This window comes from Arsenophonus sp. PmNCSU2021_1 (assembly GCF_036919435.1).
Lineage (GTDB): Bacteria > Pseudomonadota > Gammaproteobacteria > Enterobacterales > Enterobacteriaceae > Arsenophonus > Arsenophonus nilaparvatae.
Genome location: NZ_JAZHPL010000003.1, coordinates 17912 through 43021, shown reverse-complemented (window position 1 = coordinate 43021; position 25110 = coordinate 17912). Strand labels below are relative to the sequence as shown.

Genomic DNA, 25110 nt, shown 5'->3' with positions numbered 1-25110 from the left:
GAATTAAAGCCGCCGAGTTAGCGATAGACTCTTGATTTGGGCATAAACCCATTTACCCGGCTTTATTTCTAGCTCATCTCTTGCCCAACGCGTGATCCTGGCCCAGATAAAGTGGCTATCTATTGCTAACTTAACATCTACTTGCTCGATGTCATCAATGCACTCCACTACTTTAACTCTTAATATATTACGAATCGTCGTTTGCATTGACTTATGTAAGGTTAAAGAAACGTCTGCAGCATCAATACGGCTCCGAACCGATTGACCTAATTGAAATTGCAACTGGGGAAGCCCCAATCGTTGATCCGATATAGCAACCGATGACATGGTATAAAGGCTATGATGCTCGATCACCTTAACATTTAAGATACTACTTAATGCATCAGCTTGTAGCCAGGGACGGAAAATACTGCTTGACCAAATATCAGCTAATGGCGCGACTGCTTCAATTTTACCTGCTGACATAACAATTACATTATCAGCCAACCGGACTATTTCATCCAGATTATGACTGACATAGAGAATAGGGATTTGGATATCTTGCGATAACTTTTCCAAATAGGGAAGTAACTCTCTTTTGCGTGGTAAATCTAACGAAGCTAATGGCTCATCCATTAGTAATAATTCAGGCGCGGTTAATAATGCGCGGCCAATAGCCACTCGTTGTTTTTCGCCACCTGACAACATAGCTGGCAAGCGCGGCAATAATGTTTCAATACCGAGCAATTGAACAATATCATCAAAGTGTAATTTCATTGCGCCAGACATGCCATATTGCAAATTACCTTTGACGATATAATGTGGAAACAGGCGCGCATCTTGAAAAACATAACCCATTTTACGCCTTTCTGGTGGTACAAACAGACCTTTATCCGTATCGACTAAAACCCGATCATTAAAAATAATCTGTCCTTTATCAGGTTTGGTAAGCCCACCTATCAGGTTTATCAGGGAGGTTTTGCCAACACCGGAAACGCCAAAAATAGCGGTGATGCCTTGAGTCGAAAGTGTGGTATCAGCATAGAGAGATAAATCCCCTAGCTGCTGTTGCAGACGCAAAGCTAACACATTGCCCCCAAGCGTTTTCTGCTACAACGAGTTAACCATTCAGAAAAAAGTAACGACAGCAAGGCTAAGATGATAGCAATAATACACAAACGAGCCGCGGCTATTTCTGCGCATGGTGTTTCAATTAGAGTATACATGGCTAATGGAATGGTTTGGTTTCACCTGGAATATTAGAAACAAAGGTAATCGTGGCACCAAATTCACCTAATGAACGAGCAAAAGCCAAAACCATACCGACAATAATTCCCGGTAAGATAAGCGGTAAGGTGATGGTAAAAAAACCCGTAATGGATTAGCGCCTAAGGTTCGGGCGGCCTGCTCAAGGCGTCTATCAACCCCCCTCCAATGCTAATCTTATTGCTCTAACCAACAATGGAAAAGCGATGATGGCAGAAGCTAAAGCGGCACCTCGCCAACTAAAAGTAAAACTAAATCCAAACCAATCGTATAGCCATTCACCTATTGCCCCATGGCGACCAAATGACAGTAAAAGGAGATAACCTACCACTACTGGCGGTAATACTAGCGGTAAATGGATCAGACTATCGAGTAATGTTTTGCCCGAAAAATGACAACGCACCAAGATCCAGGCCATTAATATTCCTAAAGGCAGACTCACCAATACCGCAACACTCGATACTTTTAAGCTTAAAATAATAGCTTGCCACTCATATTCACTTAGCATCTGCAAAAATTAATTTCCTATAATGGCCTAAAACCATAATGTTTAAATATTGCCGCTGCGGCCGGCGTTTTTAAATAGGCAAAAAAATCGTTAACCTGATTAGTCTGATGATTTTTGACAATCGCCATCGGGTATTCGATAGCGTTATAACTGTTCTCTGGAAATATGCCAACTACTTTAACCTTTTTACTCACCCCCACATCAGAGCCATACACTATGCCTAATGGTGCTTCATTCAACTCAACTAATGCCATACCACTGCGAACATTATTGGTTCTGGCTAACATTGTATCAACGGTTTTCCAGGCGCCTAAAGCAACTAGTGCCTGTTTAGCATAGATACCAACCGGGACATGATCAGGATCACCGACAGCAATTCGTTCACCATTGGCAAGTGTGCGCCAATCAGTTTTTTGGCTAATTGTGATTGGTTTTAGTGTTGAATTTATTGGCGCAATAAGAACTAAATTATTACCTAACAAAGTATGGCGACTGGCATTAACCATAAGTTGTTTCTGTTGCACATAATCCATCCATTGTTGGTCAGCAGAGATAAAAATATCGGCCGGAGCACCCTGTTCAATTTGTCTGGCTAACGTTGAGGAGGAAGAATAAGCGGCAATAATTTTAGTATTATGATCCTTTTCATATTGCGTTACAATATCATTTAAGGCATTGGTTAACGATGCGGCAGCAAAAACGGTCACTTTATTCTCCGCTGCCCAATTTTGGCCAATGACCAACAAAAAAAGTGCAACCGCTGCCACTATTTTGGCAATATATTTTTTCATCATTGATACCTTTTTCATTATTTTTATCGTTATATATATCAGGATATAACGAATAATGAAAGCCGTATGATATCGATAAAATTAAATTGTCCTAGTTAGTTAAAAACAGTGGTAAACGGAATAAATGAGCGGTATAACAATTGCTAAACATCTGTTGTTAAAAGATAATTAACAACAAAATAAAAATAATTATATCATCTTGATAGTTAATAAAAAAAATCAGCTTAAAATTTCAATGGCTGGAATTAGCTGATAAAAAACCGTTATTTTGCTTATCATTTAAATAAAGTTATTTATACAAATTTTATTTATTAAAGAATATAAAAAATTGGCAATTAATTATTAGAAGCCTAGCCAATTAAATCAGTATTATCTTCCACCCTGCTATAATTGTGTCACCATAAGTTAAATAATGATATTTTAAAAATAATAACCCGCTAACCCTTGCTGAATAAAATAAAACAACATTTGACAATCTATGAACGACAAACCATTATCATCGGCAACAAACATAGATCAAGGACAACTCAAACGAGGTTTACAAAATCGCCATATTCAACTGATTGCTATAGGTGGTGCCATAGGCACAGGATTATTTATGGGCTCAGGCAAAGCTATCTCTTTAGCTGGCCCGTCGCTTATTATTATTTATCTAATTATCGGCTTTGTTTTATTTTTCGTAATGAGGGCCATGGGGGAACTACTCCTTTCCAATTTAAATTATAAATCCTTTAGTGATTTTTGTGCTGAACTTTTAGGCCCATGGGCCGGCTTTTTCGTTGGCTGGACTTATTGGTTTTGTTGGGTAATCACCGCAATCGCAGAAATTGTTGCTATTACTGCCTATATTGGTTACTGGGCACCTGATTTTCCGCCCTGGCTGACTTCATTACTTTGCATACTCTTGTTATTAACCCTAATCTGGTCTCGGTTTCATTATTTGGTGAAACAGAATTTTGGTTTGCGATTATCAAAATCATTGCCATTGTCTTTCTTATTTTGATTGGCGTAATATTAGTGATTATCGGCTTCAAAACGCCTACCGGTCATATTGCATCCTTCAGTCACCTGTGGAATGATGGAATCTTTCCCATGGGCATTAACGGTTTTTTTGCCGGTTTCCAATTAGCCATCTTCTCTTTTGTTGGTATTGAAATCGTTGGCGCCACGGCTGCCGAAACGCGCGATCCAAATCGCGTGTTACCAAGAGCGATCAGTGCCATTCCGTTTAGATTTATCGCCTTTTATATCCTTTCTTTAGTGGTTATTATGTCAGTCACCCCTTGGCATGAGATTGCTGCCGATAAAAGCCCATTCGTCGAATTGTTTGTCTTAATTGGTGTACCGGCTGCGGCCAGTATTGTCAACTTTGTGGTGCTGACTTCAGCCGCTTCCTCTACCAATAGTGGCGTCTTTTCCACCAGCCCGGACGTTATTTGGGCTAGCCAAGGAAGCCAATGCCCCAAGCCAATTTAGTCAATTATCCAATAAAGCAGTGCCAGTTAAGGGATTATTTTTTACCTGCTGTTGCCTTAGTATGGCAGTGGTATTGATCTATTTTATTCCCGATGTTATGCGGGTTTTTGTACTGATCACCACCGTAGCTGCGATCCTTTTTATGTTTATCTGGAGTATGATCCTGTGTGCTTATCTAGCTTATCGCAAAAAACAACCGCATCGCCATCAAACTTCGATTTATAAAATGCCAGCTGGCATTGTTATGTCTTGGGTTTGCCTACTATTTTTTGTGTTCGTTTTAATATTGCTAACCTTAGAAAAAGATACTCGCCAGGCGCTACTAGCGGTACCCATTTGGTTTGTAATATTGCTAATTGGTTATCAAATCGCTAAAAATCGTAAAACTTGATACTAATTAAACTAAACATGGTGGTTTACTCCACCATTTTATTCATTTTACCTGGTTATATTAACTCTTAGCATTAAATCATCTAAATAGATAGTGAACACTTTTTCCGTTATTGGCTAACATATCAGAAATTGTAGGCCATTTCTCTAATACATCATGTATCATATAGTGTATTTCATTTTTATATTTTTCATATTCTTTAGCTCTGGTTTCAGGGTATTGAGATAATTTATCTATAAAAAAATTATTTTTCTCGAATACATACTCCATATCTTTCCACATAATCAATTTATTATCATAAAAATCACCTTCTAACGATAAATATAAATAGGCTAATGTATCAAGAATTGTGATGAAATCATTTTTACCAGCATATTTATCTAATTGATGTATATTATATTGTTCAGCAGATTTACTGTCATATATATCAAAAAATTCCATATTACAATCCTTCATATACAAACTTTGAATAAGATGTTTATATAATCTGGCATCAGATACAGCATTAAGATTCTGCAATTCTTTAGCACTTATTCCTGGTACAATATTAGCGTTAACCTCTTTATCTTCGTAATAATAAATATTACTATTATCTATTCTTTTTTTTATTTCTGAGCACAATAAAGTAATAGATGATTTTACTCCTTCTTGCTTGCTATGCTCATCTGCAAAAAAAAATTCAACCGATTGATTACAAACACCCTTTAGCTTATCGATGATAGCATGATTAATATTACTCTTGACTTTTCTATAACATTGACTAATAGAATTAATATTACCTATACACATAATTTGTTATTTCAACCATCCCAAAAACAACAAATATCAATAATTTCATTATTAATTAATATAACAAAACCACCTAAAATAAAAATAATCTACTAAACCAAATAGTGAACAAATCTCAGATTAAATAATAAAATGGCTGCTGATTAATCGGTGGATCAATCAGCAGTCGTTAGCGTGTTATTGGCTGGCTTTATATTCGCTTCCGCTTTAATAAAGCGTTTCACGGCGCTCTGGCTAGGTGCGGTAGTTAACAGGCTAACGACAACAATGGCGATTGAGGCAAAAATAAAACCGGGAATAATTTCATATAAACCAAACCACTTATATTGCATCCATATCAATACCGTTAAAGCACCGACCAACATACCGGCTAAAGCACCATAGCGATTCATACGTTGCCACAAGACAGAAATCAAGATCACTGGACCAAAGGCCGCGCCAAAGCCTGCCCAGGCGTTGCTAACTAAAACCAATACTTTATTATTGGGATCACGAGCAATAAAAATAGCCATTGCAGCCACCACTAACACTATGGCACGACCAACCCAAACTAACTCTCGCTGGCGAGCTTTAGGTCTGATAAACGGTTTATAGAGATCTTCAGTCAACGCACTGGCACAAACCAATAATTGACAACTTAAGGTACTCATCACAGCAGCTAAAATGGCTGATAACAATATCCCGGCCAGCCAAGGATTAAATAAAATAATGGCTAATTCCATAAATACCCGCTCAGGATTAGCCATAACCGCACCGGCAACGGCAGGATGCAGATCAAAATAAGCAATGGCAAAAAAACCAACCGCAATCGTGCCTGCTAAACAGAGTACCATCCAGGTCATACTAATACGCCGTGCCCGCTTAATGGTTTGCGCTGATTCAGCTGCCATAAAACGTGCTAATATATGCGGTTGACCAAAGTAGCCTAAGCCCCATCCCAATAAAGAGATAATGGCAATAAAATTTAATCCTTTAAACATATCTAGATATGCGGGATCTTTATTGTTAATGAATGTTACCGCGCTGTCCAAGCCACCGACAGCAAAGATCACCATGATTGGTGTTAATAATAAGGCAAAAATCATCAAAGTAGCTTGTACCGTATCCGTCCAGCTAACGGCTAGAAAACCGCCCAAAAAAGTATAAATAATGGTGGCTAATGCACCTAGCCACATCGCTTGCTGATAGCTTATGCCAAAAGTATTTTCAAACAGTAATCCGCCGGCAACCACACCGGAAGCACAATAGATAGTAAAAAAAACCAAGATCACCAAGGCCGAAACAATACGCAACATTTTACTTTTATCTTCAAAGCGGCTGGTAAAATAGTCAGGTAATGTCAGCGAATTATGATTATTTTCGGTTTGCACGCGTAATCGCCCAGCGACTAATCGCCAATTTAAATAAGCGCCTAAAGATAATCCGATCGCAATCCAGCTTTCCGCTATTCCGCTTAGAAAAATAGCGCCCGGTAATCCCATTAATAACCAACCACTCATATCTGATGCACCAGCAGAAAGCGCCGTTACTACCCCACCTAAACGACGTCCGCCTAAAATGTAATCATCAAAACTGGTTGTTGAACGATAGGCCCAAAAACCGATTAACAACATCACAAAAATATAAATCACAAACATAATTATCATTGGGTAGCTTAATGTCATCTGTCCCTCTCCATCGTTTTTCTCTTTTTTAGTTTTGTTAGTATGCAGGCATGTAAGTTATAATTTTGAATTAACGAAAATTAGACTTATTTTTAACGCATAAACTGACTTTTTATTTTCCTATTCTTCTTGAAATTTTATTTTGATGAAAATATAATCAACTCAATAAATAAACCATAAAATAACAAAAAATTAATAGTTATTGGGCCAATAATCAGAAAACTAGCCACAAATGTTAATTTGTTTGGTGATATACTTAGTTAAATAATTATAACATTAATTAATTTAATATTTTTTTATTTATGTTTCAGCAAGATATAACAATACTTATAATAAAATCTATTTTAATTAATACAAAAATAGATTTATTTCACATTTCTCACACTTTCATTAGTTAACAATATTGCACCAAATTAAAACATAAAGGATATTGTTAAATTACCGACTTCTAACAATCAGCAAAAGAATAAGAATGAGTCGCCGCATAACTGCAGTCATTCTTTCTGTTGATAAAGTAACCAGAGAAGGTATTGAAACAACTTTACAACACCTGGAGCTTAGATCGATTAGTTAACAGGACAGGCAATATTTAATTATCTTAGACACTTTGATAATGAGGAAACTATGGTTCAATTCCCGGCTACCAAAGTTAATGAAAAAGAAAATTCATCTAGTGACATCGCAATATGCCCTAAAACAGGAAAGCCCTCCTTTTTAAATTTTGCACAGCATATTTTACCTCAATCCGCAAAACGCTCAGCAATCACTGCAGCCTATCGATTACCTGAAACACAGCTATTACCTCTATTAGTGCAACAGGCACAGCTACCAGAAACTGAGACACAAGCGGCTTATCAACTAGCCTATCAGCTAGCAAAAAATCTACGTCAGCAAAAAAAGAGTGTTGGCCGTTCTGGTTTAGTCCAGAGTCTATTACAACAATTTTCTCTCTCGTCGCAAGAAGGGATTGCGCTTATGTGCCTGGCTGAAGCACTGCTGCGCATCCCCGATAACGCTACCCGTGACATATTGATCCGCGACAAAATTAGTGGTGGTGACTGGCAGTCACATATTGGACAGAGTTCATCATTATTTGTTAATGCCACCACCTGGGGTTTGCTAATTACGGGCAAATTAGTTGCCAGCCATCATGAAACTAAACTGACTAGTGCTCTTAACCGGATCATTAGTAAAAGTGGTGAACCCATTATTCGTCAAGCTGTGAATATGGCAATGCGGCTAATGGGTGAACAATTTGTCACTGGTGAAACCATCACAAAAGCACTAAGTAATGCGCATAAAATGGAAAATGAAGGTTTTAGCTACTCGTATGATATGTTAGGTGAAGCGGCCTTAATCGATGAAGATGCCAAAAGCTACATGGCTGCTTATCAACAAGCGATTGATGCTATTGGTAAAGCTTCCGACGGCAAAAGCATTTATGCCAGTGCCGGAATTTCCATTAAACTGTCTGCCCTCCATGCAAGATATTGCCGGACTCAATATGAACGGGTGGTGTCTGAGCTTTACCCTCGTCTGTTAACATTAACCTTACAAGCAGGTCATTACAATATTGGCATTAATATTGATGCTGAAGAAGCCGATAGATTGGAAATTTCCCTAGATCTGTTAGAAAAGCTGTGCTTCGAACCGCAACTAGCCGGCTGGGATGGAATTGGCTTTGTCATTCAGGCATATCAAAAACTCTGCCCCTATGTTATCGATGAAATTATCGATTTAGCGCAACGCAGTCAGCACCGTTTGATGATCCGACTGGTAAAAGGCGCTTATTGGGATAGTGAAATTAAACGCGCGCAAATAGATGGTCTTGAAGGTTACCCGGTCTATAGCAGAAAAATTTATACTGATATCAGTTATCTGGCTTGTGCGCGTAAATTGCTGTCGGTGCCCAATTTGATTTACCCCCAATTTGCCACCCATAACGCCCATACCTTAGCCACGATTTATTATATGGCTGGTGAAAATTATTATCCTGGCCAATATGAATTTCAATGTTTACATGGCATGGGCGAAGAGCTATATCAACAAGTTGTCGGCGCCATCGCCGAAGGTAAACTTAATCGTCCCTGTCGTATTTATGCGCCAGTCGGTAGTCATCAAACCTTGTTGGCTTACCTTGTGCGCCGCTTACTGGAAAATGGCGCAAATACGTCATTCGTTAATCAGATTGCCGATCCTAATATTCCATTAGATAAACTGGTAGCCGATCCAGTGCAACAAGTGCTGGTGGCGGCTAAAACGGCAGGCCAACTGGGTTTGCCACATCCACAAATCCCTCTGCCTCGTGCGCTATATGGCAGCAAGCGCCTCAATGCTATTGGTATTGATTTGACTAACGAACATCACCTGGCGGCACTGGCGCAGACCCTACTGACCACCCCTCTCTGTTATCAGGTTAAACCTTTACTGGCAGGAGAACCGCCCTCGCCGGCTGAAATTTCAGCCCGACAGCCGATCACTAATCCGGCTAATTTTGACGATATCGTCGGCTATGTCCATGAAGCAAGTCTAACCGACGTCGAGCATGCGTTGGAAATTGCTACCGACGCAGCTACTTTCCCGTCATAGAACGAGCGGCCATTTTGCAACAAGCGGCTAGCCTGATGGAGCAGCAATTCTCCCGTTTAATTGGCGTATTGATCCGTGAAGCCGGCAAAACCTTTAGTAATGCCATTGCTGAAGTGCGCGAAGCGATCGATTTTTTGCGTTACTACGCCGTACAGATCAGTGAAAATTTCAATAATGAAAGCTATTCGCCACTGGGTGTGGTGGTTTGGTGGTTTGCATTAGTCCGTGGAATTTCCCACTGGCGATTTTTAGCGGCCAAATCGCTGCCGCTTTAGCGAGCGGTAATAGCGTATTGGCCAAACCGGCAGAGCAAACACCGATTATTGCCATGCTAGCGGTTGAGTTACTGCACCAGGCGGGCATTCCCCGCGATGTTCTCCAGCTGCTGCCCGGTAGCGGCGAGCGAGTGGGTAGCAAACTGATCAGTGACAAGCGGACGGACGGTGTGATGTTTACCGGTTCAACCCAGGTGGCCAAACTGATCCAGCATAATCTTGCCGGCCGACTCAATGCTCAGCAACAGCCCATTCCACTGATAGCCGAAACCGGCGGCTTAAATGCCATGATTGTTGATTCATCCGCATTGACGGAGCAAGTTGTCAATGACGTTATCATTTCAGCCTTCGATAGTGCCGGTCAACGCTGCTCTGCCCTACGTATTATTTGTATCCAGGAAGAGGTCGCTGAACGCACACTGTCGATGTTAAAAGGCGCGATAGCCGAATACCGAATCGGTGATCCTAGCCAGCTGGCAACCGATATTGGCCCGGTCATTGATAGCGAAGCACAGCAGAATATCGAACAGCACATTGCCCAGATGCGTCAAGCAAGGAAAACCCTGTATCAGGCTGAGCAAACTAGCCAACAGCATGATAATCAATGGCAACAAGGCACTTTTGTCCGACCCACCTTAATTGAAATTGACCATTTTAATGAACTGAAAAATGAAATTTTTGGCCCGGTACTACATATTTTACGCTTTAAGCGCCATCAACTAACCAGCCTGATCAAACAAATTAATGACTCAGGTTATGGCTTAACTTTAGGGCTGCATAGCCGTATTGATGAAACTATCGCCGACGTTTGCCAGACGGCCAAAGTAGGTAATATTTACGTTAACCGCAATATGGTCGTTGCGGTAGTTGGGGTACAACCATTTGGCGGAGAAGGACTATCGGGTACCGGGCCAAAAGCCGGTGGCCCACTTTATCTCTATCGATTGCTCAGCCAAAGGCCAGCTACCATCATGGATAAACTGTTTACGCCACCAGATAATCGCTATCCAGTTAAACATGGCCAACCATCATTGCAGCCATTAACGCCCTTTGCTGCCTTCTGTGATTGGGTAAAAAATCTCCATCATGCAACTGTTGCTGCGGTTATTGACCTCTATCAGCCATTGACCGCAACCGGCATCTGCCATCAGCTGCCCGGCCCAACCGGAGAGCATAATAGTTATAGGCTAGTGCCACGCGGGCGGATTTTGTGTCTGGCGGAAACAGAAGCGGATGCAGTCATCCAGCTTGCAGCAGTGTTAGCGATGGGATGTCAGGTGCTATGGCCAAAATGCCATCCAGCAGCAATTGCAGGCAGAGTTGCCTGCTTTAGTCAACCAGATGATCAGGCTAGCTGATAATTGGCAACTAACCGACTGCCAATTTGATGGGGTTATTTTTCATGGCGATCGCAATCAGTCACGAGTTTCGCACAGGCGTATAAAATACTAGAAATGGCTTAAAATCGATGATTAATCTTCAAGTTACTAAAATACATAAATTTTATTAAATTACAATAAGTTGCTTTTGATTTATAAGGTTTTATCTATTTATATATTATGCTGAATTAAACTTAAAGATAACCTGAGTTCGGGATAAGCATTATCAATTATACTTGAAGATACGTACCTGCAACAGGTATCTTTGGTTTAGATGGCATTAAACAATATGCAACCAGTCCGCCTAATAAATTCACTACAAAGTTAGCCGGAGAGCGATGTCGCGTATGCTCTATTTGACAAAGATTTTTTAACTCATCAAATACCGTTTCAATGACAGAACGATGACGCAAGATGGCTTTGTCGAAACAAGTCTGTTTAATAGGCTTCATTTTCTTCTTGATATTCGTTATAAGGCTAATTCCCATCGTTTTGAGTTGCTGTTTCAGTGAAGCCGATAAATACCCTTTATCTGCGTACAAACAACCAGAAAGATCCTTTGTCAGCTCAGGCAATGGTTTCCGATCATCGGTGTTTCCTGGTGTGAGTCGAAAACTGAGTATTTCCCCCAAATGATTGATAATTACATGAAGCTTGAAACCAAAGAACCAACCTGTTGAATTTTTTCCCCGTTCAGCTATCCCATTGAAGACTTTATGTCTGCGGATCCGTAAGTTATCACACACCGCTATCGGAGTAGAATCGGCAACCGATAGCCCCGTGCATTTTCCCTTAATTGACTCAAACAGTGCCGTTAACGCTAAGGCACTACGCGGAAGTAACTCTACACAGCGTGAATAGGATGGCAAGTTAGGAAATTCCTTCCGGAGATATAAGCGGACATAATAGAGATAAAATACCTTGAATTGCCTGAATCGGAGTTGATGAAACAACACAACCAGTGTCATCATTTCCGCCAACGAAAGCTGAGTAGACCGTCTACGACGCTTAGTACCGTTAGTCAGCAAATATTCATGCATTTTTGGCTCGAAGTCTTTGCAAAAATCATCCATCAGGCAATAAAGTTCAGTAAGATTTTCCATAATTGTTTAACAATGCTCTACTCTTTAACCAGACTGTTAGAGTATTTTAACAAAACAGGCTCATTCAACTATTTGAATATCAAGACTTTCTCTTTATTTCTTATCCCGAACTCAGGTTAAAGATAGAGCGTTTATTTATTGGTGCGAAACTCGTGTCAGTTACAAACTGTTTGTCAAGCAGTGGCTGAACGTGACGGGCCAATTATTTCCGTGCAAGGATATCGATCCGGAGACCAGCATTTATTCCTTGAGCGTTTAGTCCATGAACGAGCTGTCAGTGTCAATACTGCGGCGGCCGGCGGCAATGCCAGTTTAATGACACTAGAATAATTGTTCATTGCCAACAATAAAGCCTTAGCGATTTGCTAAGGCTTTATTTATCTAATAACTGTGAAATAATTTAGTTTCTATCCATAGCAACCTTATGCTGAGTGATCTGCCTGCCAGTCTAGGAATTGCTCATATTTACGCAACGCAATATTGTAATTACTAAAGGCAGAGTCGGTCATTTTATCCTGCATCTGAGCCTGAATTTTTTCAATCTCCAATTCAGCGAGCGGAAATTGTATTTCACTTAACAACTCATCCAGTCGACGCAGCCGCACCACATATTCACGTACGGTACTATGGCTCATTTCAGTCTCATTAAACAGATACTGTTTAAACGACATAATATCAAAATAGCCAGTATCACTATTACAATAGATTTCACTACAAAAACGACATAACGCGGTAAATTTATGCTGTAACTCGGCCCAAGCTTGCCCATCAACCAGCTCGGTCATCGCTGAAATCGCTTCTTTATTCAGAATTTGATCATTAAACACCAATGAAATCCGATCAAGGGTTTTGTTACAGTGTGCGCAGTGAATTTGACTATGTTTATAGTCTTTAATATAACGGCTCAGCGGCCGCTTCTTTTGGTTAGAAACAGACATATTAGATAAGCCCTGTGTGTAAATCGTAAACAAAAAAATAAAAAATATTATTTATCTGGATTTAAGCGCGCTCGTAGCCGTTTTATCGCCTGGCTATGTAGCTGGCTGACGCGGGATTCCCCGACATTCAACACCGCGCCTATCTCCTTCAGGTTCAGATCTTCTTGATAATAGAGCGTCAAAACCATTTTTTCCCTTTCAGGCAAACATTCTATCGCCTTTATAATATTTTTGCGAATATCAGTTGCTATTAAAGTTTGCAGCGGATTTCGCTCGTCGTCAACCTCAATAATCAGTTCACAGCTCTCACCATGCACTTCATGCCACTCATCATAAGAGCATAATTGACTATTGTTGCTATCCTGCAATAACTGCTGATACTCTGACAGACCGATGTGCAACTTATCAGCAATCTCCTGCTCGCTCGCCGGTCGGCCTAGCGCTTGCTCAAGCTGCTGCATCACTTTGGCCGCTTCCCGCGCCAGGCGGCGCACACTACGCGGCACCCAATCGCGGGCGCGTAATGCATCTAACATCGCGCCACGCACCCGTTGCACGGCATAAGTAGCAAAAGCGGTACCTTGCGTCATATCAAATCGCTCGATCGCATCGAACAAACCAATACCGCCAGCCTGAATTAAATCATCCAGTTGCACGCTAGCAGGTAATCTCACTTGCAGTTTTAATGCTTCATGACGTACTAAAGGAAGATAGCGCTCCAATAGTACATCTTTTTCAATTATCCCATCCTGGGTGTAGAGATCGTTCACCGTAAGCACCTGTCATTGATAACAGGCGCTTATTATCCGAAATTGAGGCGGCAAATAATGGCGTAAATAGTGCTATAAAACGGGTTTTTTTTACTTACACGAGTTTCGCACAAAACTAATTTGGGTACGCTAATAAAACACGGATTTGCTCAGTAATAGCACTTTTGATTACGTCCCAATTTTGTTGATAAAGGGTTATTTTTTCAGATATACGACGTTTATGTTGTTCAAACCACGCAGAAATAGCGAGAAAAATATGATTTCTTTGCGCTCGGCTCGTGCGAGCCTGACAGCGTTCAATACCACAGTTTTGTTTAACTTCTCGATGATAAACTTCAACAGACCAACGGGCATCCATGATAGATTTGAGGTATTGACGGGTGGGATTCTCTTTGTTTGTTACTATGTAATCAATACGGCCGTTTTTGGCTGTAAATTTGAAAACGGTTACCCAACCATATCCTCGCAAGTGTATTGACGTTCCTTCTTCTGAGATGTCTAACTTGTTCAGTTGTTTGTTATGGTTAACAATCCTATTTTTCCTCAGCGTGGTTACCCAGATCCAACCATGAGAGCGAATTGATTTCAGGTTATCCAGGCTAGAATACCAAGCATCCATCACTACGGCTTCTGGCATGATCCCTCTTTTTTTAGCAAGAGTGAGCATTTCGGAAAAGTGCGTGTTTTTTGTTTTTCCATCAGAATCTTTATCATAAATAAGATAATTGATAGGAATTGACTCAACCTTCGTCAGATCATGCCAAAGCAAATTAACTAAACCTATGCCAGCAATAACATCATGTTCATTACCTGAATATTGATAATGGACCATCTCTATTTTTTTACTACGTGTTTTGGCAATCAATGTATCATCGGCAATTAGTACGCAAGGGCTTTTTTTGTCTATAGAAGGTTCAACTAATCGCCATAGGTCTTTAGGTCTAAAACATCTACTTTTTAGCCATCGGCTAACAGTGTTATGAGATAAAGGCGATGGGCTTACTTCTGATAACGCTAAACCAGAGTATCTTAAACTGCTTACTTGTAAGAATGTTTTATAGATATCTTTAATACATGGATAACCCGACAAAATATGAACACCCTGATTTTTTCTTGTTTTTAAATTTATACTTCTTTTTTGGAGATTGCGAAACTCGTGACTTATCTATTATTTTTAACCACCTCAATTAACCGAACACGGAACCTAGCGGCAAATTATGGCCAGTGTCAAAAGCATTGACTTAGGCTAATTGATCGCCATTTAGGGCAATACTTTGTTGCTTGAGGATGGTGCCGTCAGGAGGGATGTCAGTGAATCAGGCAGGATAGCTTGCGACGATCACACCATATTACAATTAATTGCTATTAATAATTATTGATTTTAACAGTGATGGCGATAATATCTTAGCCTATTTTATAATACAGGCCGGCAAAAGCCGGCCTGCAAAATATTACCAAAATAATGACTAATTAAACTATTAACGCAGTAAAGAAAGCACTGACTGGTTAGACTGATTAGCCATTGCCAATACTGTAGTGCACGCTTGTTGCAAGATTTGGGCATTACTTAAGTTAGACACTTCTTCGGCAAAATCGGCATCCAAAATACGGCTACGGGCAGCAGATAGGTTGTTAACTGTATTGTTAAATTCTCAACCGCTGATTCCAACCGGCTCTGTATGGCACCCCATTGGCTACGTTTAGCAGAGACATCATCCAAGGCTTTATCAAGTTTTGCAAAAACTTGATCCGGTGTTACCGAACCTGCACCTTGACCTGTACCTTGGCCACCTGGTAAGGCCGTACCTACAGTACCGGCATGGCTAGTGTTGATTTTAGTACCAACTGTGATACCCACTTCTTTATCAGCACCACTAGCATCCGCTGCTAAAGTCACCTCGTAAACGTCGCCTGCAGTCGTTTTCAATACATATTGATCAGCAACCGCAGCACCCACATTATCCAGCTTTTGATGCAACTCATACCCTGAGCTTAATGCATTACCTACCGTAAGACCAGAAGCACCAGCATTAGTTATTGTAACCTTAGTTGCATCCAAGACACCTGTGGCAGTATTTCCGGTGAAAGTTAGATCGGCATCAAGTCCAGCTGCTGTTGCTGCAGTTGAGTTATACTGCATTGTCGCTGCTGTTCCCGATGACGCAGTTACTGCGAATACATTTAAATCAATATCTTTAATATCTAGATTAGCGATAGTGGTTGCCGTTACATTTACCCCAATTTGTTCACCATGGTTGGCACCCGTTTGCAGCATTATCGTGCCATTAGTATCTAATGTTTTATTGCCGTTAAATTCGGCTTGGTTAATAATACGGCCAATTTCCTCTATACGCTGTGCTGCTTCAGCTTGCAGCGTCGCAATATCTTTGTTTGAGTTAGTACCGTTACTGGCCTGCACCGCTAAATTACGAATCGCCTGCAAGTTATCATTCACCTGTGACAACGACCCTTCGGCGGTTTGTGCTAACGAGATACCATCATTGGCGTTACGCGTCGCCTGTTTCATACCCATAATGTTAGAGGTCATGCCATTGGCAATTGACATGCCGGCCGCATCGTCTTTGGCACTGTTAATGCGCAGGCCAGTAGATAGACGTTGGATAGTGGTGCCCAAGTTATTTTGGGTTTTATTTAATGCTTTTTGCGCATTTAACGCAAACATATTGGTATTGATAACCAGAGCCATAATAATTCCTTTATTTAAATTTAACTTTTTAATTGGCCAAAACGTTTGGCTGTTTTGATTATCGTCACAGCGGTTTGATACTTTAATTTTTTGTGGCAACAAATTAATTTGGCCTGATTATTTAACTTCTATTAGCTGAGGCCGATAATCATGGTAATCAGGTTTAACTAATCAAATAGGATAGGGAAAAATCATGTCAAACATGACTTCGTTGGGTGTAGGATCAGGCATGCCAATTGATCAATGGCTAGAGAGTATAGAGGCCAATGAAAATCAAAGATTACGGCCGTTAAAACAGAAGCAACAAAAATATAATCAAAAGATCAGTGCTTATGGTTCATTGCGGGCTCAGTTGGATAAATTACAACAAGCCGCTGAATCATTAATGAAGTTTGATAAAATTAGTACCACTTCAGTCAGTAAAAATCATAACACGGTAACTGTTACCAGCAACGAAAAAGCAGTGGCTGGTAATTATGAAGTGAAAGTTGAGCAACTGGCGCAGGCCCAATCGTTAGCCACCACTAAGGTTGATGATGTAAAGAAAAAATTGGCTGGCCCTGTTGCGGCAGGCCAAGAGCGGATATTAGTTATCAAGCAAAACAGTGAAAAACAACCGCTGGAAATTAAATTAAGCGAGCAGCAAACATCACTGATTGAAATCCGCGATGCCATCAATAAAACCGATAGCAATGTCAGTGCCAGCCTGGTGAAAATAAAAGAGGGGGAACACCAATTTAGTACTCACTTCAAAAAAAACCGGCACCGATTGGGCGATGGAGATTGAAGTTAAAGGTGATAGCGAGCTAAATAAGATCCTAAATAGTAGCCAAATGCAACCAACCGTTGCTGCTGAAAATGCTAAAGTTACCATTAATGGTATCGAAATTGAGCACAGTAGTAATGAAATTAAAGACGCGCCCGAAGGGATCACATTTACCCTGGTTAAAACGGCAGAAAAAGATAAAGCTGGCGGATTAATATCAGAAACCGTCACTGTAGCTCGCGATATCGAACCGACTAAAAAGGCGATCAAAAACTGGGTTGATGCTTACAATAATCTGCATAGCTTTTACAAAACACAAACCAAATATGAGCCAACCAAATTAGGTGAAGCGCCTTCTGCCAATAATGGCGTACTATTAAAACCTGAGTTCGGGATAAGCATTATCAATTATACTTGAAGATACGTACCTGCAACAGGTATCTTTGGTTTAGATGGCATTAAACAATATGCAACCAGTCCGCCTAATAAATTCACTACAAAGTTAGCCGGAGAGCGATGTCGCGTATGCTCTATTTGACAAAGATTTTTTAACTCATCAAATACCGTTTCAATGACAGAACGATGACGCAAGATGGCTTTGTCGAAACAAGTCTGTTTAATAGGCTTCATTTTCTTCTTGATATTCGTTATAAGGCTAATTCCCATCGTTTTGAGTTGCTGTTTCAGTGAAGCCGATAAATACCCTTTATCTGCGTACAAACAACCAGAAAGATCCTTTGTCAGCTCAGGCAATGGTTTCCGATCATCGGTGTTTCCTGGTGTGAGTCGAAAACTGAGTATTTCCCCCAAATGATTGATAATTACATGAAGCTTGAAACCAAAGAACCAACCTGTTGAATTTTTTCCCCGTTCAGCTATCCCATTGAAGACTTTATGTCTGCGGATCCGTAAGTTATCACACACCGCTATCGGAGTAGAATCGGCAACCGATAGCCCCGTGCATTTTCCCTTAATTGACTCAAACAGTGCCGTTAACGCTAAGGCACTACGCGGAAGTAACTCTACACAGCGTGAATAGGATGGCAAGTTAGGAAATTCCTTCCGGAGATATAAGCGGACATAATAGAGATAAAATACCTTGAATTGCCTGAATCGGAGTTGATGAAACAACACAACCAGTGTCATCATTTCCGCCAACGAAAGCTGAGTAGACCGTCTACGACGCTTAGTACCGTTAGTCAGCAAATATTCATGCATTTTTGGCTCGAAGTCTTTGCAAAAATCATCCATCAGGCAATAAAGTTCAGTAAGATTTTCCATAATTGTTTAACAATGCTCTACTCTTTAACCAGACTGTTAGAGTATTTTAACAAAACAGGCTCATTCAACTATTTGAATATCAAGACTTTCTCTTTATTTCTTATCCCGAACTCAGGTTATTAAACGATCGCAGTTCAGCAATGAGCTTCTCGCAAGTGAAAAATTTGACATTAAATGTGCAAAATCTGCCGGATATGAATCATTTGAACCATTTTGGTATCGGCTTTAATCATGAAGGCAAACTCACTATTGATGATAAAAAACTGGATAAAACGCTAAAGGATAACCCGGCGAAAGTTAAACAATTTTTTATGGGCGATGGTGAAAAAACCGGTTTTGCCACTGAAACCTTTAATTATCTTAAAAAGACGCTGGATACCCTGGAAGGCCCACTACATCTCACCACAGAGTCACTGAATAAACAGATAAAAATACTCAATAAAAAAATGGAAAGTGCGCAAAAGAATATTGAAACCAAACTTAAAACTCAGCGGGACAAATTTATTGCCATGGATAAAGCCATCAGCGAGATGAAACAAAGCAGCAACTCTTTAATAGCCTTACTGACGAAATAAATTATGAATACATCAGCAGCTGAAACTTTATATACTCAGGTTGATATAGAAAGCCAGGTTTTAAATGCTTCCCCTTATCAGCTAGTACAAATTTTATTTGATGGTGCCTTGAGTGCCTTAAAACGGGCGGTAATTTATATTGAACAAAATAATATTCAGCAAAAAAGCCGTGCTATCTCAAAAGCGATTGCTATTATTAATGAGGGATTAAATAGTGGCGTTGATCTAGAGCATGGCGGTGAAATTGCTGAAAATATCTCGTTACTGTATGACTATATGATCCGCCAGTTGCTATATGCCAATCTTTATAATGATGTTGACAGAATTCAACAGGTAATTAAATTATTGACTGACTCGGCAGACACATGGGCACAACTTAACGATCCGGCAACACAATCTAATGAACAGTGAGCAACAGATCTTTTTGCCTGCTTACCATCATTTGCTGACGATTAGTCAGCAAATGTTAATGCTGGCACAACAAGCGCAGTGGGAGGAACTATTAATTGTAGAACCGGATTATCGCCAAGCGGTTGGCTAGGTGACGGCGTTAGACCCCATTGCCGGATTGCCTGAGCCTTTACAGCATAAATTACCCAAAATGTTGCAAAAAATATTGCGTGAAGAAAGTGAAATTCGGCAATTAATGCATAGCAGAGTGCATCAACTGACAACCTTTATTAGACAGACCGCTCAACAGCAACAGCTGGAATGCTATTATAATCCAGTCGAACAATAAGTTTATGTGACTTAAATTATCAACTTTATTATTAAGCTAATCATCAATATTGAGCCAGTTTTATTCACTCAACAAGGGTCAATTTTATCTGTATAAAACAAAAAAAGACCGCTATAAGCGGTCAAAACATAATACCAGAGTAGGTAAATGATACATATTTTACTGTGGGAAATAATAAATCGGCATGCTTTTGGATTGGCAGTTTAGCAAATAGTTAAGCCCAAATGCCCCTTGCTTACTCCAAAAATCTCCTTTGCTTGTTGCTATAATTTATTCTCCTGAATAATAGGTTCTTTTATGGTTGATATTGGCTGATGATTTAAAGTTTTATTACATTTTTGCGCTGTAATTATGCTTAGCAGGCAGTTTAAACCATCATAATTGTTTATTTTATTAATAATTATTTAATTTATTGTCTGTCATATTTTAATAAAGAAAATACGCAACACGATTTATAAGTTCAAAAAGTTTTTTTCCAGCAAAGATTAATATTAATATAATTATCTTTAAATTTAATCAGTTACCATAAACAACAACCCCCAAATTTTTTATTTATAATTTTAGCTGATCATTATTAAAGACCAGCAGATAAATAACGCTAAAAAATGTTAATTGAAAATTCAACTTTACTTACGCTATTGGCAGAAATATTTGTCGCCAGCTAGCAAGATGCCGATATTAAATACTGGTAACATTATCTTATAAACAACATGACTAATTTTTTACAAAAAAGATTGAAATATATAATTATCAACATAAAATAATTATACCAATTATCAACAACCTAAGTCGATATGAATACTTTGATTAAAATTTTTTGCCCGGTAGTGATTTTTTGTTTATTTTCAAGTGAATCAGTTTCTACTGATCTTTTTACCGATCACGGCTGCCAATTAAATCCAAACATTACACCAACACGGCCCGGTAATGTATGCTGTCCGGCTGCTAATCCAGATGAATACTACTGCTATTTTTCATCTAAACAATCGGTTCAAGATAAAAATAACCACTAATCGTTGATTAAAGGCAACTGCTGGTTAATATCAAATAAATTTTTCATTTTCTAATTAGCAAATTGAATTTGATATTTCCAGCTTGAAAATTTAATTACTAGTGATAATAGATTACAATCGTTCGCTTTTATCAACCAGTAATTCCGTTGCTATTATTTATAATAGTATTTATTAGCACCATATAATAAAAAATAGCCACTGATTGGTGGCTTAGTATTAATAAATACCCATCTAAACCGGCATATTCATGATTTCCTGATAGGCGCCAACTAACTTATTTCTCACCTGAATGCCAAACTGCAGTGATAAACTGGCCTTTTGCAGATCGACCATCACATCATTGAGCTCAACCCCGGGAGTTTCCAACGTTAATGCCTGGGCTTTCTGGCTGGCGTTGACCCGTGTCTGATTAATTTTAGCTACCGCATTTAATAAATGGCTGGCAAAACCAGTTTGGGGTGCCGCTGCCAGTTGGCTATTATTGATGCTAACCATTTTTGTTGTTATTTGCGCAATAACAGACTGAATAGCCGGAATTGACATAAAAACCTCAACCTATTTTTTCCAATAATTCACGAGTTTCGCACCAATAAAAAAACGCTCTATTTTTAAGTTTAATTCAGCATAATATGTAAATAGATAAAACCTTATAAATTAAATATAACTTATTGTAAATTAAGTGAATTTATGCATTTCAGTAACTTGCAGATTAATCATTACTTTCAAGCCATTTCTAGAATTTTATAGGCCTGTGCGAAACTCGTGTAATTTTCTCTAAGTCGTGCCATCGTATTGATTCATCTTTTGGCACTAATCGGAAAACAACCCTATCACAAGCTAAATAAATCAAAACCAACAATTAGCGTCGAACTAAAAGTCTATTTCGGCCATTAAACCGAGGGCAAAAAACGATAATAGCAGGATGAAACTGGAAATACTTTATCAGTATGGGGAAGCCACTTTGTTACGCCACGTTATAAATCTTGATCAAGAACAAGAAGGCAAGGATTGTTTATGAATGCCATAAATACGAATGGAGCAAATCCGCTCAAGGGATTAAGTACCATTTTCGAAAAAATAAAATCTGATCCTAAAGTGCCGCTGATCGTTGCCGGTGCTTTGGCTATTACTTTTTTCATAGCTGCTATGTTTTGGCTATAGGGAACCGACTATCGACCGGTTTATACCAATCTTAGCGATAAAGATGGAGGAGAAATTGTTACTCAACTAAGCCAAATGAATATTCCTTATCAGCTGTCTGACTATGGTAATATGGTTAAGGTGCCGGCTGATAAAGTGCATGAGGTGAGACTAAAGTTAGCGCAGCAAGGGTTGCCCAAAGGCGGCAATGTCGGTTTTGAACTACTGGATCAAGAAAAATTTGGTTTGAGTCAATTTAATGAACAAATCAACTATCAACGAGCTTTGGAGGGCGAATTAGCCCGAACTATTGAATCACTCGGTATTGTACAACGCGCCCGGGTACATTTAGCTATCCCAAAACCGTCACTATTTGTTCGTGAGCAAAAAGATCCCACCGCGTCAGTCACCCTCAACTTACAAAACGGCCGTAAACTGGATGATGGTCAGGTTGCCGCTATTGTGCATATGATTTCCAGTAGTGTCAGTGGCTTATCTGGCAACAATGTCGCCATCGTTGATCAATCAGGTAATCTATTAACTCAACCCGAGGGTATTAGCCGTGATCTTAATCTGACACAGCTCAACTATGTTCAATCGATCGAAAATCGTTATAAGCAGCGTATTGAATCGATTATTACGCCACTGGTTGGCCGGGGTAACGTACAGGCGCAGGTTACTGCCCAAGTTAATTTTGCCCGTACCGAAGAGACCGCAGAAGAGTATAAACCTAATCAACCGCCTAGTGAATCAGCCGTGCGTTCAAAACAGAGCAGTCGCAGTGAACAAAATGGCCAATCACTGATTGGTGGTGTGCCTGGTGCGCTGTCTAACCAGCCAACACCTGAGCCAAAAGCACCGATTGACAGAGCTAATGATAAGAATAACCCTCGCCCGCTGAATAATAATCATAATAGTCGGGTTGATGAAACGACCAATTATGAAATCGATCGGCGCATTCGTCATACCCAACATCAAATAGGCTCGCTACAGCGACTGTCGGTGGCAATCATCGTTAATTATGCTGATAGCGACAGAAAAGAAAATGATGATAGTTTACCTCTGACAAATGAAAAATTGGCCCAAATAAAAACATTAGCCCAGGAAGCGATGGGGTTTTCTGAACAGCCTGGTGATAGCCTGTATGTGGTAAATGCACCATTTGAATCGCAGGATGCAGAACTAAAACCGCTTGAATTTTGGCAGCAACCTATTGTTATCGCCAATCTATCACGAGTTTCGCATAGGCATATAAAGTTCTAGAAATGGCTTAAAAGCAATGGTTAATCTGTAAGTTACTAAAACACATAAATTTTATTAAATTACAATAATTTGTATTTAATTTTATAAGGTTTTGTCTATTTATATATCATGCTGAATTAAACTTAAAAATAGCGCGTTTTTTTATTGGTGCGAAACTCGTGTCATGGTTGGATCTGGGTAAACACGCTGAGGAAAAATAGGATTGTTAACCATAACAAACAACTGAACAAGTTAGACATCTCAGAAGAAGGAACGTCAATACACTTGCGAGGATATGGTTGGGTAACCGTTTTCAAATTTACAGCCAAAAACGGCCGTATTGATTACATAGTAACAAACAAAGAGAATCCCACCCGTCAATACCTCAAATCTATCATGGATGCCCGTTGGTCTGTTGAAGTTTATCATCGAGAAGTTAAACAAAACTGTGGTATTGAACGCTGTCAGGCTCGCACGAGCCGAGCGCAAAGAAATCATATTTTCTCGCTATTTCTGCGTGGTTTGAACAACATAAACGTCGTATATCTGAAAAAATAACCCTTTATCAACAAAATTGGGACGTAATCAAAAGTGCTATTACTGAGCAAATCCGTGTTTTATTAGCGTACCCAAATTAGTTTTGTGCGAAACTCGTGCAAGAGTGAGCATTTCGGAAAAGTGCGTGTTTTTTGTTTTTCCATCAGAATCTTTATCATAAATAACCTGAGTTCGGGATAAGAAATAAAGAGAAAGTCTTGATATTCAAATAGTTGAATGAGCCTGTTTTGTTAAAATACTCTAACAGTCTGGTTAAAGAGTAGAGCATTGTTAAACAATTATGGAAAATCTTACTGAACTTTATTGCCTGATGGATGATTTTTGCAAAGACTTCGAGCCAAAAATGCATGAATATTTGCTGACTAACGGTACTAAGCGTCGTAGACGGTCTACTCAGCTTTCGTTGGCGGAAATGATGACACTGGTTGTGTTGTTTCATCAACTCCGATTCAGGCAATTCAAGGTATTTTATCTCTATTATGTCCGCTTATATCTCCGGAAGGAATTTCCTAACTTGCCATCCTATTCACGCTGTGTAGAGTTACTTCCGCGTAGTGCCTTAGCGTTAACGGCACTGTTTGAGTCAATTAAGGGAAAATGCACGGGGCTATCGGTTGCCGATTCTACTCCGATAGCGGTGTGTGATAACTTACGGATCCGCAGACATAAAGTCTTCAATGGGATAGCTGAACGGGGAAAAAATTCAACAGGTTGGTTCTTTGGTTTCAAGCTTCATGTAATTATCAATCATTTGGGGGAAATACTCAGTTTTCGACTCACACCAGGAAACACCGATGATCGGAAACCATTGCCTGAGCTGACAAAGGATCTTTCTGGTTGTTTGTACGCAGATAAAGGGTATTTATCGGCTTCACTGAAACAGCAACTCAAAACGATGGGAATTAGCCTTATAACGAATATCAAGAAGAAAATGAAGCCTATTAAACAGACTTGTTTCGACAAAGCCATCTTGCGTCATCGTTCTGTCATTGAAACGGTATTTGATGAGTTAAAAAATCTTTGTCAAATAGAGCATACGCGACATCGCTCTCCGGCTAACTTTGTAGTGAATTTATTAGGCGGACTGGTTGCATATTGTTTAATGCCATCTAAACCAAAGATACCTGTTGCAGGTACGTATCTTCAAGTATAATTGATAATGCTTATCCCG

17 protein-coding genes and 7 pseudogenes are annotated in these 25110 nt (G+C 39.6%); 12 read left to right on the top strand and 12 right to left on the bottom strand.

Annotated features, from left to right (window positions below; translation table 11 throughout):
• Window positions 1-3: 3 nt before the first annotated feature.
• The 3 genes and pseudogenes from modC to modA all read right to left on the bottom strand — a co-directional run bounded on the left by modC (window position 4) and on the right by modA (window position 2544).
• A complete protein-coding gene (modC, locus tag V3224_RS02595; protein ID WP_334468357.1) occupies window positions 4-1068 on the bottom strand; it encodes a molybdenum ABC transporter ATP-binding protein ModC in 1065 nt (354 codons plus the stop codon).
• A pseudogene (gene modB / locus V3224_RS02590) lies at window positions 1062-1753 on the bottom strand (molybdate ABC transporter permease subunit). The gene modC and the pseudogene modB overlap by 7 nt, the downstream one beginning before the upstream one ends.
• A gap of 17 nt (window positions 1754-1770) precedes the next feature.
• Window positions 1771-2544 carry a molybdate ABC transporter substrate-binding protein gene (modA, locus tag V3224_RS02585; RefSeq protein ID WP_334468744.1) on the bottom strand — a complete coding sequence of 258 codons (774 nt, stop codon included), beginning with the start codon at window positions 2542-2544 and terminating at the stop codon, window positions 1771-1773.
• A 478-nt stretch (window positions 2545-3022) separates the two neighbouring features.
• On the opposite strand from modA, the pseudogene cycA reads away from it, so the two are divergent.
• Window positions 3023-4411: pseudogene (gene cycA / locus V3224_RS02580) on the top strand (D-serine/D-alanine/glycine transporter).
• A gap of 78 nt (window positions 4412-4489) precedes the next feature.
• Here cycA and V3224_RS02575 read toward each other — a convergent pair.
• Together V3224_RS02575 and putP are read right to left on the bottom strand one after the other, a co-directional pair.
• Window positions 4490-5200, bottom strand: coding sequence for a hypothetical protein (locus V3224_RS02575; protein WP_334468355.1), 711 nt, complete (start codon window positions 5198-5200; stop codon window positions 4490-4492).
• Between the two features lie 155 nt (window positions 5201-5355).
• Complete coding sequence (gene putP / locus V3224_RS02570) at window positions 5356-6864, bottom strand: sodium/proline symporter PutP (protein WP_334468354.1); 1509 nt, start codon at window positions 6862-6864, stop codon at window positions 5356-5358.
• A 472-nt stretch (window positions 6865-7336) separates the two neighbouring features.
• Here putP and putA point away from each other — a divergent pair.
• Window positions 7337-11153, top strand: a pseudogene (gene putA, locus V3224_RS02565) (trifunctional transcriptional regulator/proline dehydrogenase/L-glutamate gamma-semialdehyde dehydrogenase); the annotation flags it as partial.
• Between the two features lie 184 nt (window positions 11154-11337).
• Here putA and V3224_RS02560 read toward each other — a convergent pair.
• Window positions 11338-12210, bottom strand: coding sequence for an IS982 family transposase (locus tag V3224_RS02560; protein ID WP_334467716.1), 873 nt, complete (start codon window positions 12208-12210; stop codon window positions 11338-11340).
• Window positions 12211-12357: 147 nt separating this feature from the next.
• Between V3224_RS02560 and V3224_RS02555 the strand changes: the two are divergent.
• Window positions 12358-12540 (top strand): annotated as a pseudogene (locus V3224_RS02555) (hypothetical protein); the annotation flags it as partial.
• A gap of 92 nt (window positions 12541-12632) precedes the next feature.
• Here the strand turns inward: V3224_RS02555 and fliZ are convergent.
• The 4 genes and pseudogenes from fliZ to V3224_RS02535 form a co-directional block, all read right to left on the bottom strand.
• Entirely contained in the window at window positions 12633-13148 is a 516-nt protein-coding gene (gene fliZ, locus V3224_RS02550) for a flagella biosynthesis regulatory protein FliZ (protein WP_334468352.1), read from the bottom strand.
• A 47-nt stretch (window positions 13149-13195) separates the two neighbouring features.
• Window positions 13196-13918, bottom strand: coding sequence for an RNA polymerase sigma factor FliA (locus V3224_RS02545; RefSeq protein WP_334468350.1), 723 nt, complete (start codon window positions 13916-13918; stop codon window positions 13196-13198).
• 115 nt (window positions 13919-14033) lie between these two features.
• Window positions 14034-15008, bottom strand: a complete 975-nt coding sequence (locus V3224_RS02540) for an IS701 family transposase (protein WP_334468348.1) — start codon at window positions 15006-15008, stop codon at window positions 14034-14036.
• Between the two features lie 388 nt (window positions 15009-15396).
• Window positions 15397-16625, bottom strand: a pseudogene (locus V3224_RS02535) (flagellin N-terminal helical domain-containing protein).
• Between the two features lie 193 nt (window positions 16626-16818).
• Here V3224_RS02535 and V3224_RS02530 point away from each other — a divergent pair.
• Both V3224_RS02530 and fliD (V3224_RS02525) read left to right on the top strand, forming a co-directional pair.
• On the top strand, window positions 16819-17412 hold the full coding sequence (locus V3224_RS02530) for a flagellar cap protein FliD N-terminal domain-containing protein (RefSeq protein WP_334468346.1): 594 nt from the start codon (window positions 16819-16821) through the stop codon (window positions 17410-17412).
• Window positions 17402-17809 (top strand): flagellar filament capping protein FliD, encoded by a 408-nt coding sequence (gene fliD, locus V3224_RS02525; RefSeq protein WP_334468344.1) that lies wholly within the window; start codon window positions 17402-17404, stop codon window positions 17807-17809. The genes V3224_RS02530 and fliD (V3224_RS02525) overlap by 11 nt, the downstream gene beginning before the upstream one ends.
• On the opposite strand, the gene V3224_RS02520 is transcribed toward fliD (V3224_RS02525), so the two are convergent.
• Entirely contained in the window at window positions 17800-18672 is an 873-nt protein-coding gene (locus V3224_RS02520; protein ID WP_334467716.1) for an IS982 family transposase, read from the bottom strand. The two genes, fliD (V3224_RS02525) and V3224_RS02520, sit on opposite strands and share 10 nt — an antisense overlap.
• 62 nt (window positions 18673-18734) lie before the next feature.
• On the opposite strand from V3224_RS02520, the gene fliD (V3224_RS02515) reads away from it, so the two are divergent.
• From fliD (V3224_RS02515) to fliT, 3 genes are all read left to right on the top strand, one after another.
• A complete protein-coding gene (fliD, locus tag V3224_RS02515; protein WP_334468742.1) occupies window positions 18735-19247 on the top strand; it encodes a flagellar filament capping protein FliD in 513 nt (170 codons plus the stop codon).
• Between the two features lie 3 nt (window positions 19248-19250).
• Window positions 19251-19658, top strand: a complete 408-nt coding sequence (gene fliS, locus V3224_RS02510) for a flagellar export chaperone FliS (RefSeq protein ID WP_334468342.1) — start codon at window positions 19251-19253, stop codon at window positions 19656-19658.
• A 130-nt stretch (window positions 19659-19788) separates the two neighbouring features.
• Window positions 19789-19986, top strand: coding sequence for a flagellar protein FliT (gene fliT, locus V3224_RS02505; protein WP_334468341.1), 198 nt, complete (start codon window positions 19789-19791; stop codon window positions 19984-19986).
• Window positions 19987-21230: 1244 nt separating this feature from the next.
• Here the strand turns inward: fliT and fliE are convergent.
• A complete protein-coding gene (gene fliE, locus V3224_RS02500; RefSeq protein WP_334468339.1) occupies window positions 21231-21542 on the bottom strand; it encodes a flagellar hook-basal body complex protein FliE in 312 nt (103 codons plus the stop codon).
• 471 nt (window positions 21543-22013) lie between these two features.
• Between fliE and V3224_RS29700 the strand changes: the two genes are divergently transcribed.
• From V3224_RS29700 to V3224_RS02485, 4 genes and pseudogenes are all read left to right on the top strand, one after another.
• Window positions 22014-22160, top strand: coding sequence for a hypothetical protein (locus tag V3224_RS29700; protein ID WP_442889740.1), 147 nt, complete (start codon window positions 22014-22016; stop codon window positions 22158-22160).
• Window positions 22161-22175: 15 nt separating this feature from the next.
• A pseudogene (gene fliF / locus V3224_RS02495) lies at window positions 22176-23402 on the top strand (flagellar basal-body MS-ring/collar protein FliF); the annotation flags it as partial.
• 162 nt (window positions 23403-23564) lie between these two features.
• Window positions 23565-24019, top strand: a pseudogene (locus V3224_RS02490) (transposase); the annotation flags it as partial.
• Between the two features lie 200 nt (window positions 24020-24219).
• Entirely contained in the window at window positions 24220-25092 is an 873-nt protein-coding gene (locus tag V3224_RS02485; RefSeq protein ID WP_334467716.1) for an IS982 family transposase, read from the top strand.
• The last annotated feature ends 18 nt before the right edge of the window (window positions 25093-25110 follow it).

What these genes read in the sequence shown, in the direction of transcription:
- modA (WP_334468744.1), bottom strand. Translation starts at nt 2,544, where the DNA reads ATGAAAAAATATATTGCCAAAATAGTGGCAGCGGTTGCACTTTTTTTG.
- V3224_RS02575 (WP_334468355.1), bottom strand. Translation starts at nt 5,200, where the DNA reads ATGTGTATAGGTAATATTAATTCTATTAGTCAATGTTATAGAAAAGTC.
- putP (WP_334468354.1), bottom strand. Translation starts at nt 6,864, where the DNA reads ATGACATTAAGCTACCCAATGATAATTATGTTTGTGATTTATATTTTT.
- V3224_RS02560 (WP_334467716.1), bottom strand. Translation starts at nt 12,210, where the DNA reads ATGGAAAATCTTACTGAACTTTATTGCCTGATGGATGATTTTTGCAAA.
- fliZ (WP_334468352.1), bottom strand. Translation starts at nt 13,148, where the DNA reads ATGTCTGTTTCTAACCAAAAGAAGCGGCCGCTGAGCCGTTATATTAAA.
- V3224_RS02530 (WP_334468346.1), top strand. Translation starts at nt 16,819, where the DNA reads ATGTCAAACATGACTTCGTTGGGTGTAGGATCAGGCATGCCAATTGAT.
- fliD (WP_334468344.1), top strand. Translation starts at nt 17,402, where the DNA reads ATGGAGATTGAAGTTAAAGGTGATAGCGAGCTAAATAAGATCCTAAAT.
- V3224_RS02520 (WP_334467716.1), bottom strand. Translation starts at nt 18,672, where the DNA reads ATGGAAAATCTTACTGAACTTTATTGCCTGATGGATGATTTTTGCAAA.
- fliS (WP_334468342.1), top strand. Translation starts at nt 19,251, where the DNA reads ATGAATACATCAGCAGCTGAAACTTTATATACTCAGGTTGATATAGAA.
- fliE (WP_334468339.1), bottom strand. Translation starts at nt 21,542, where the DNA reads ATGTCAATTCCGGCTATTCAGTCTGTTATTGCGCAAATAACAACAAAA.
- V3224_RS29700 (WP_442889740.1), top strand. Translation starts at nt 22,014, where the DNA reads ATGAATGCCATAAATACGAATGGAGCAAATCCGCTCAAGGGATTAAGT.
- V3224_RS02485 (WP_334467716.1), top strand. Translation starts at nt 24,220, where the DNA reads ATGGAAAATCTTACTGAACTTTATTGCCTGATGGATGATTTTTGCAAA.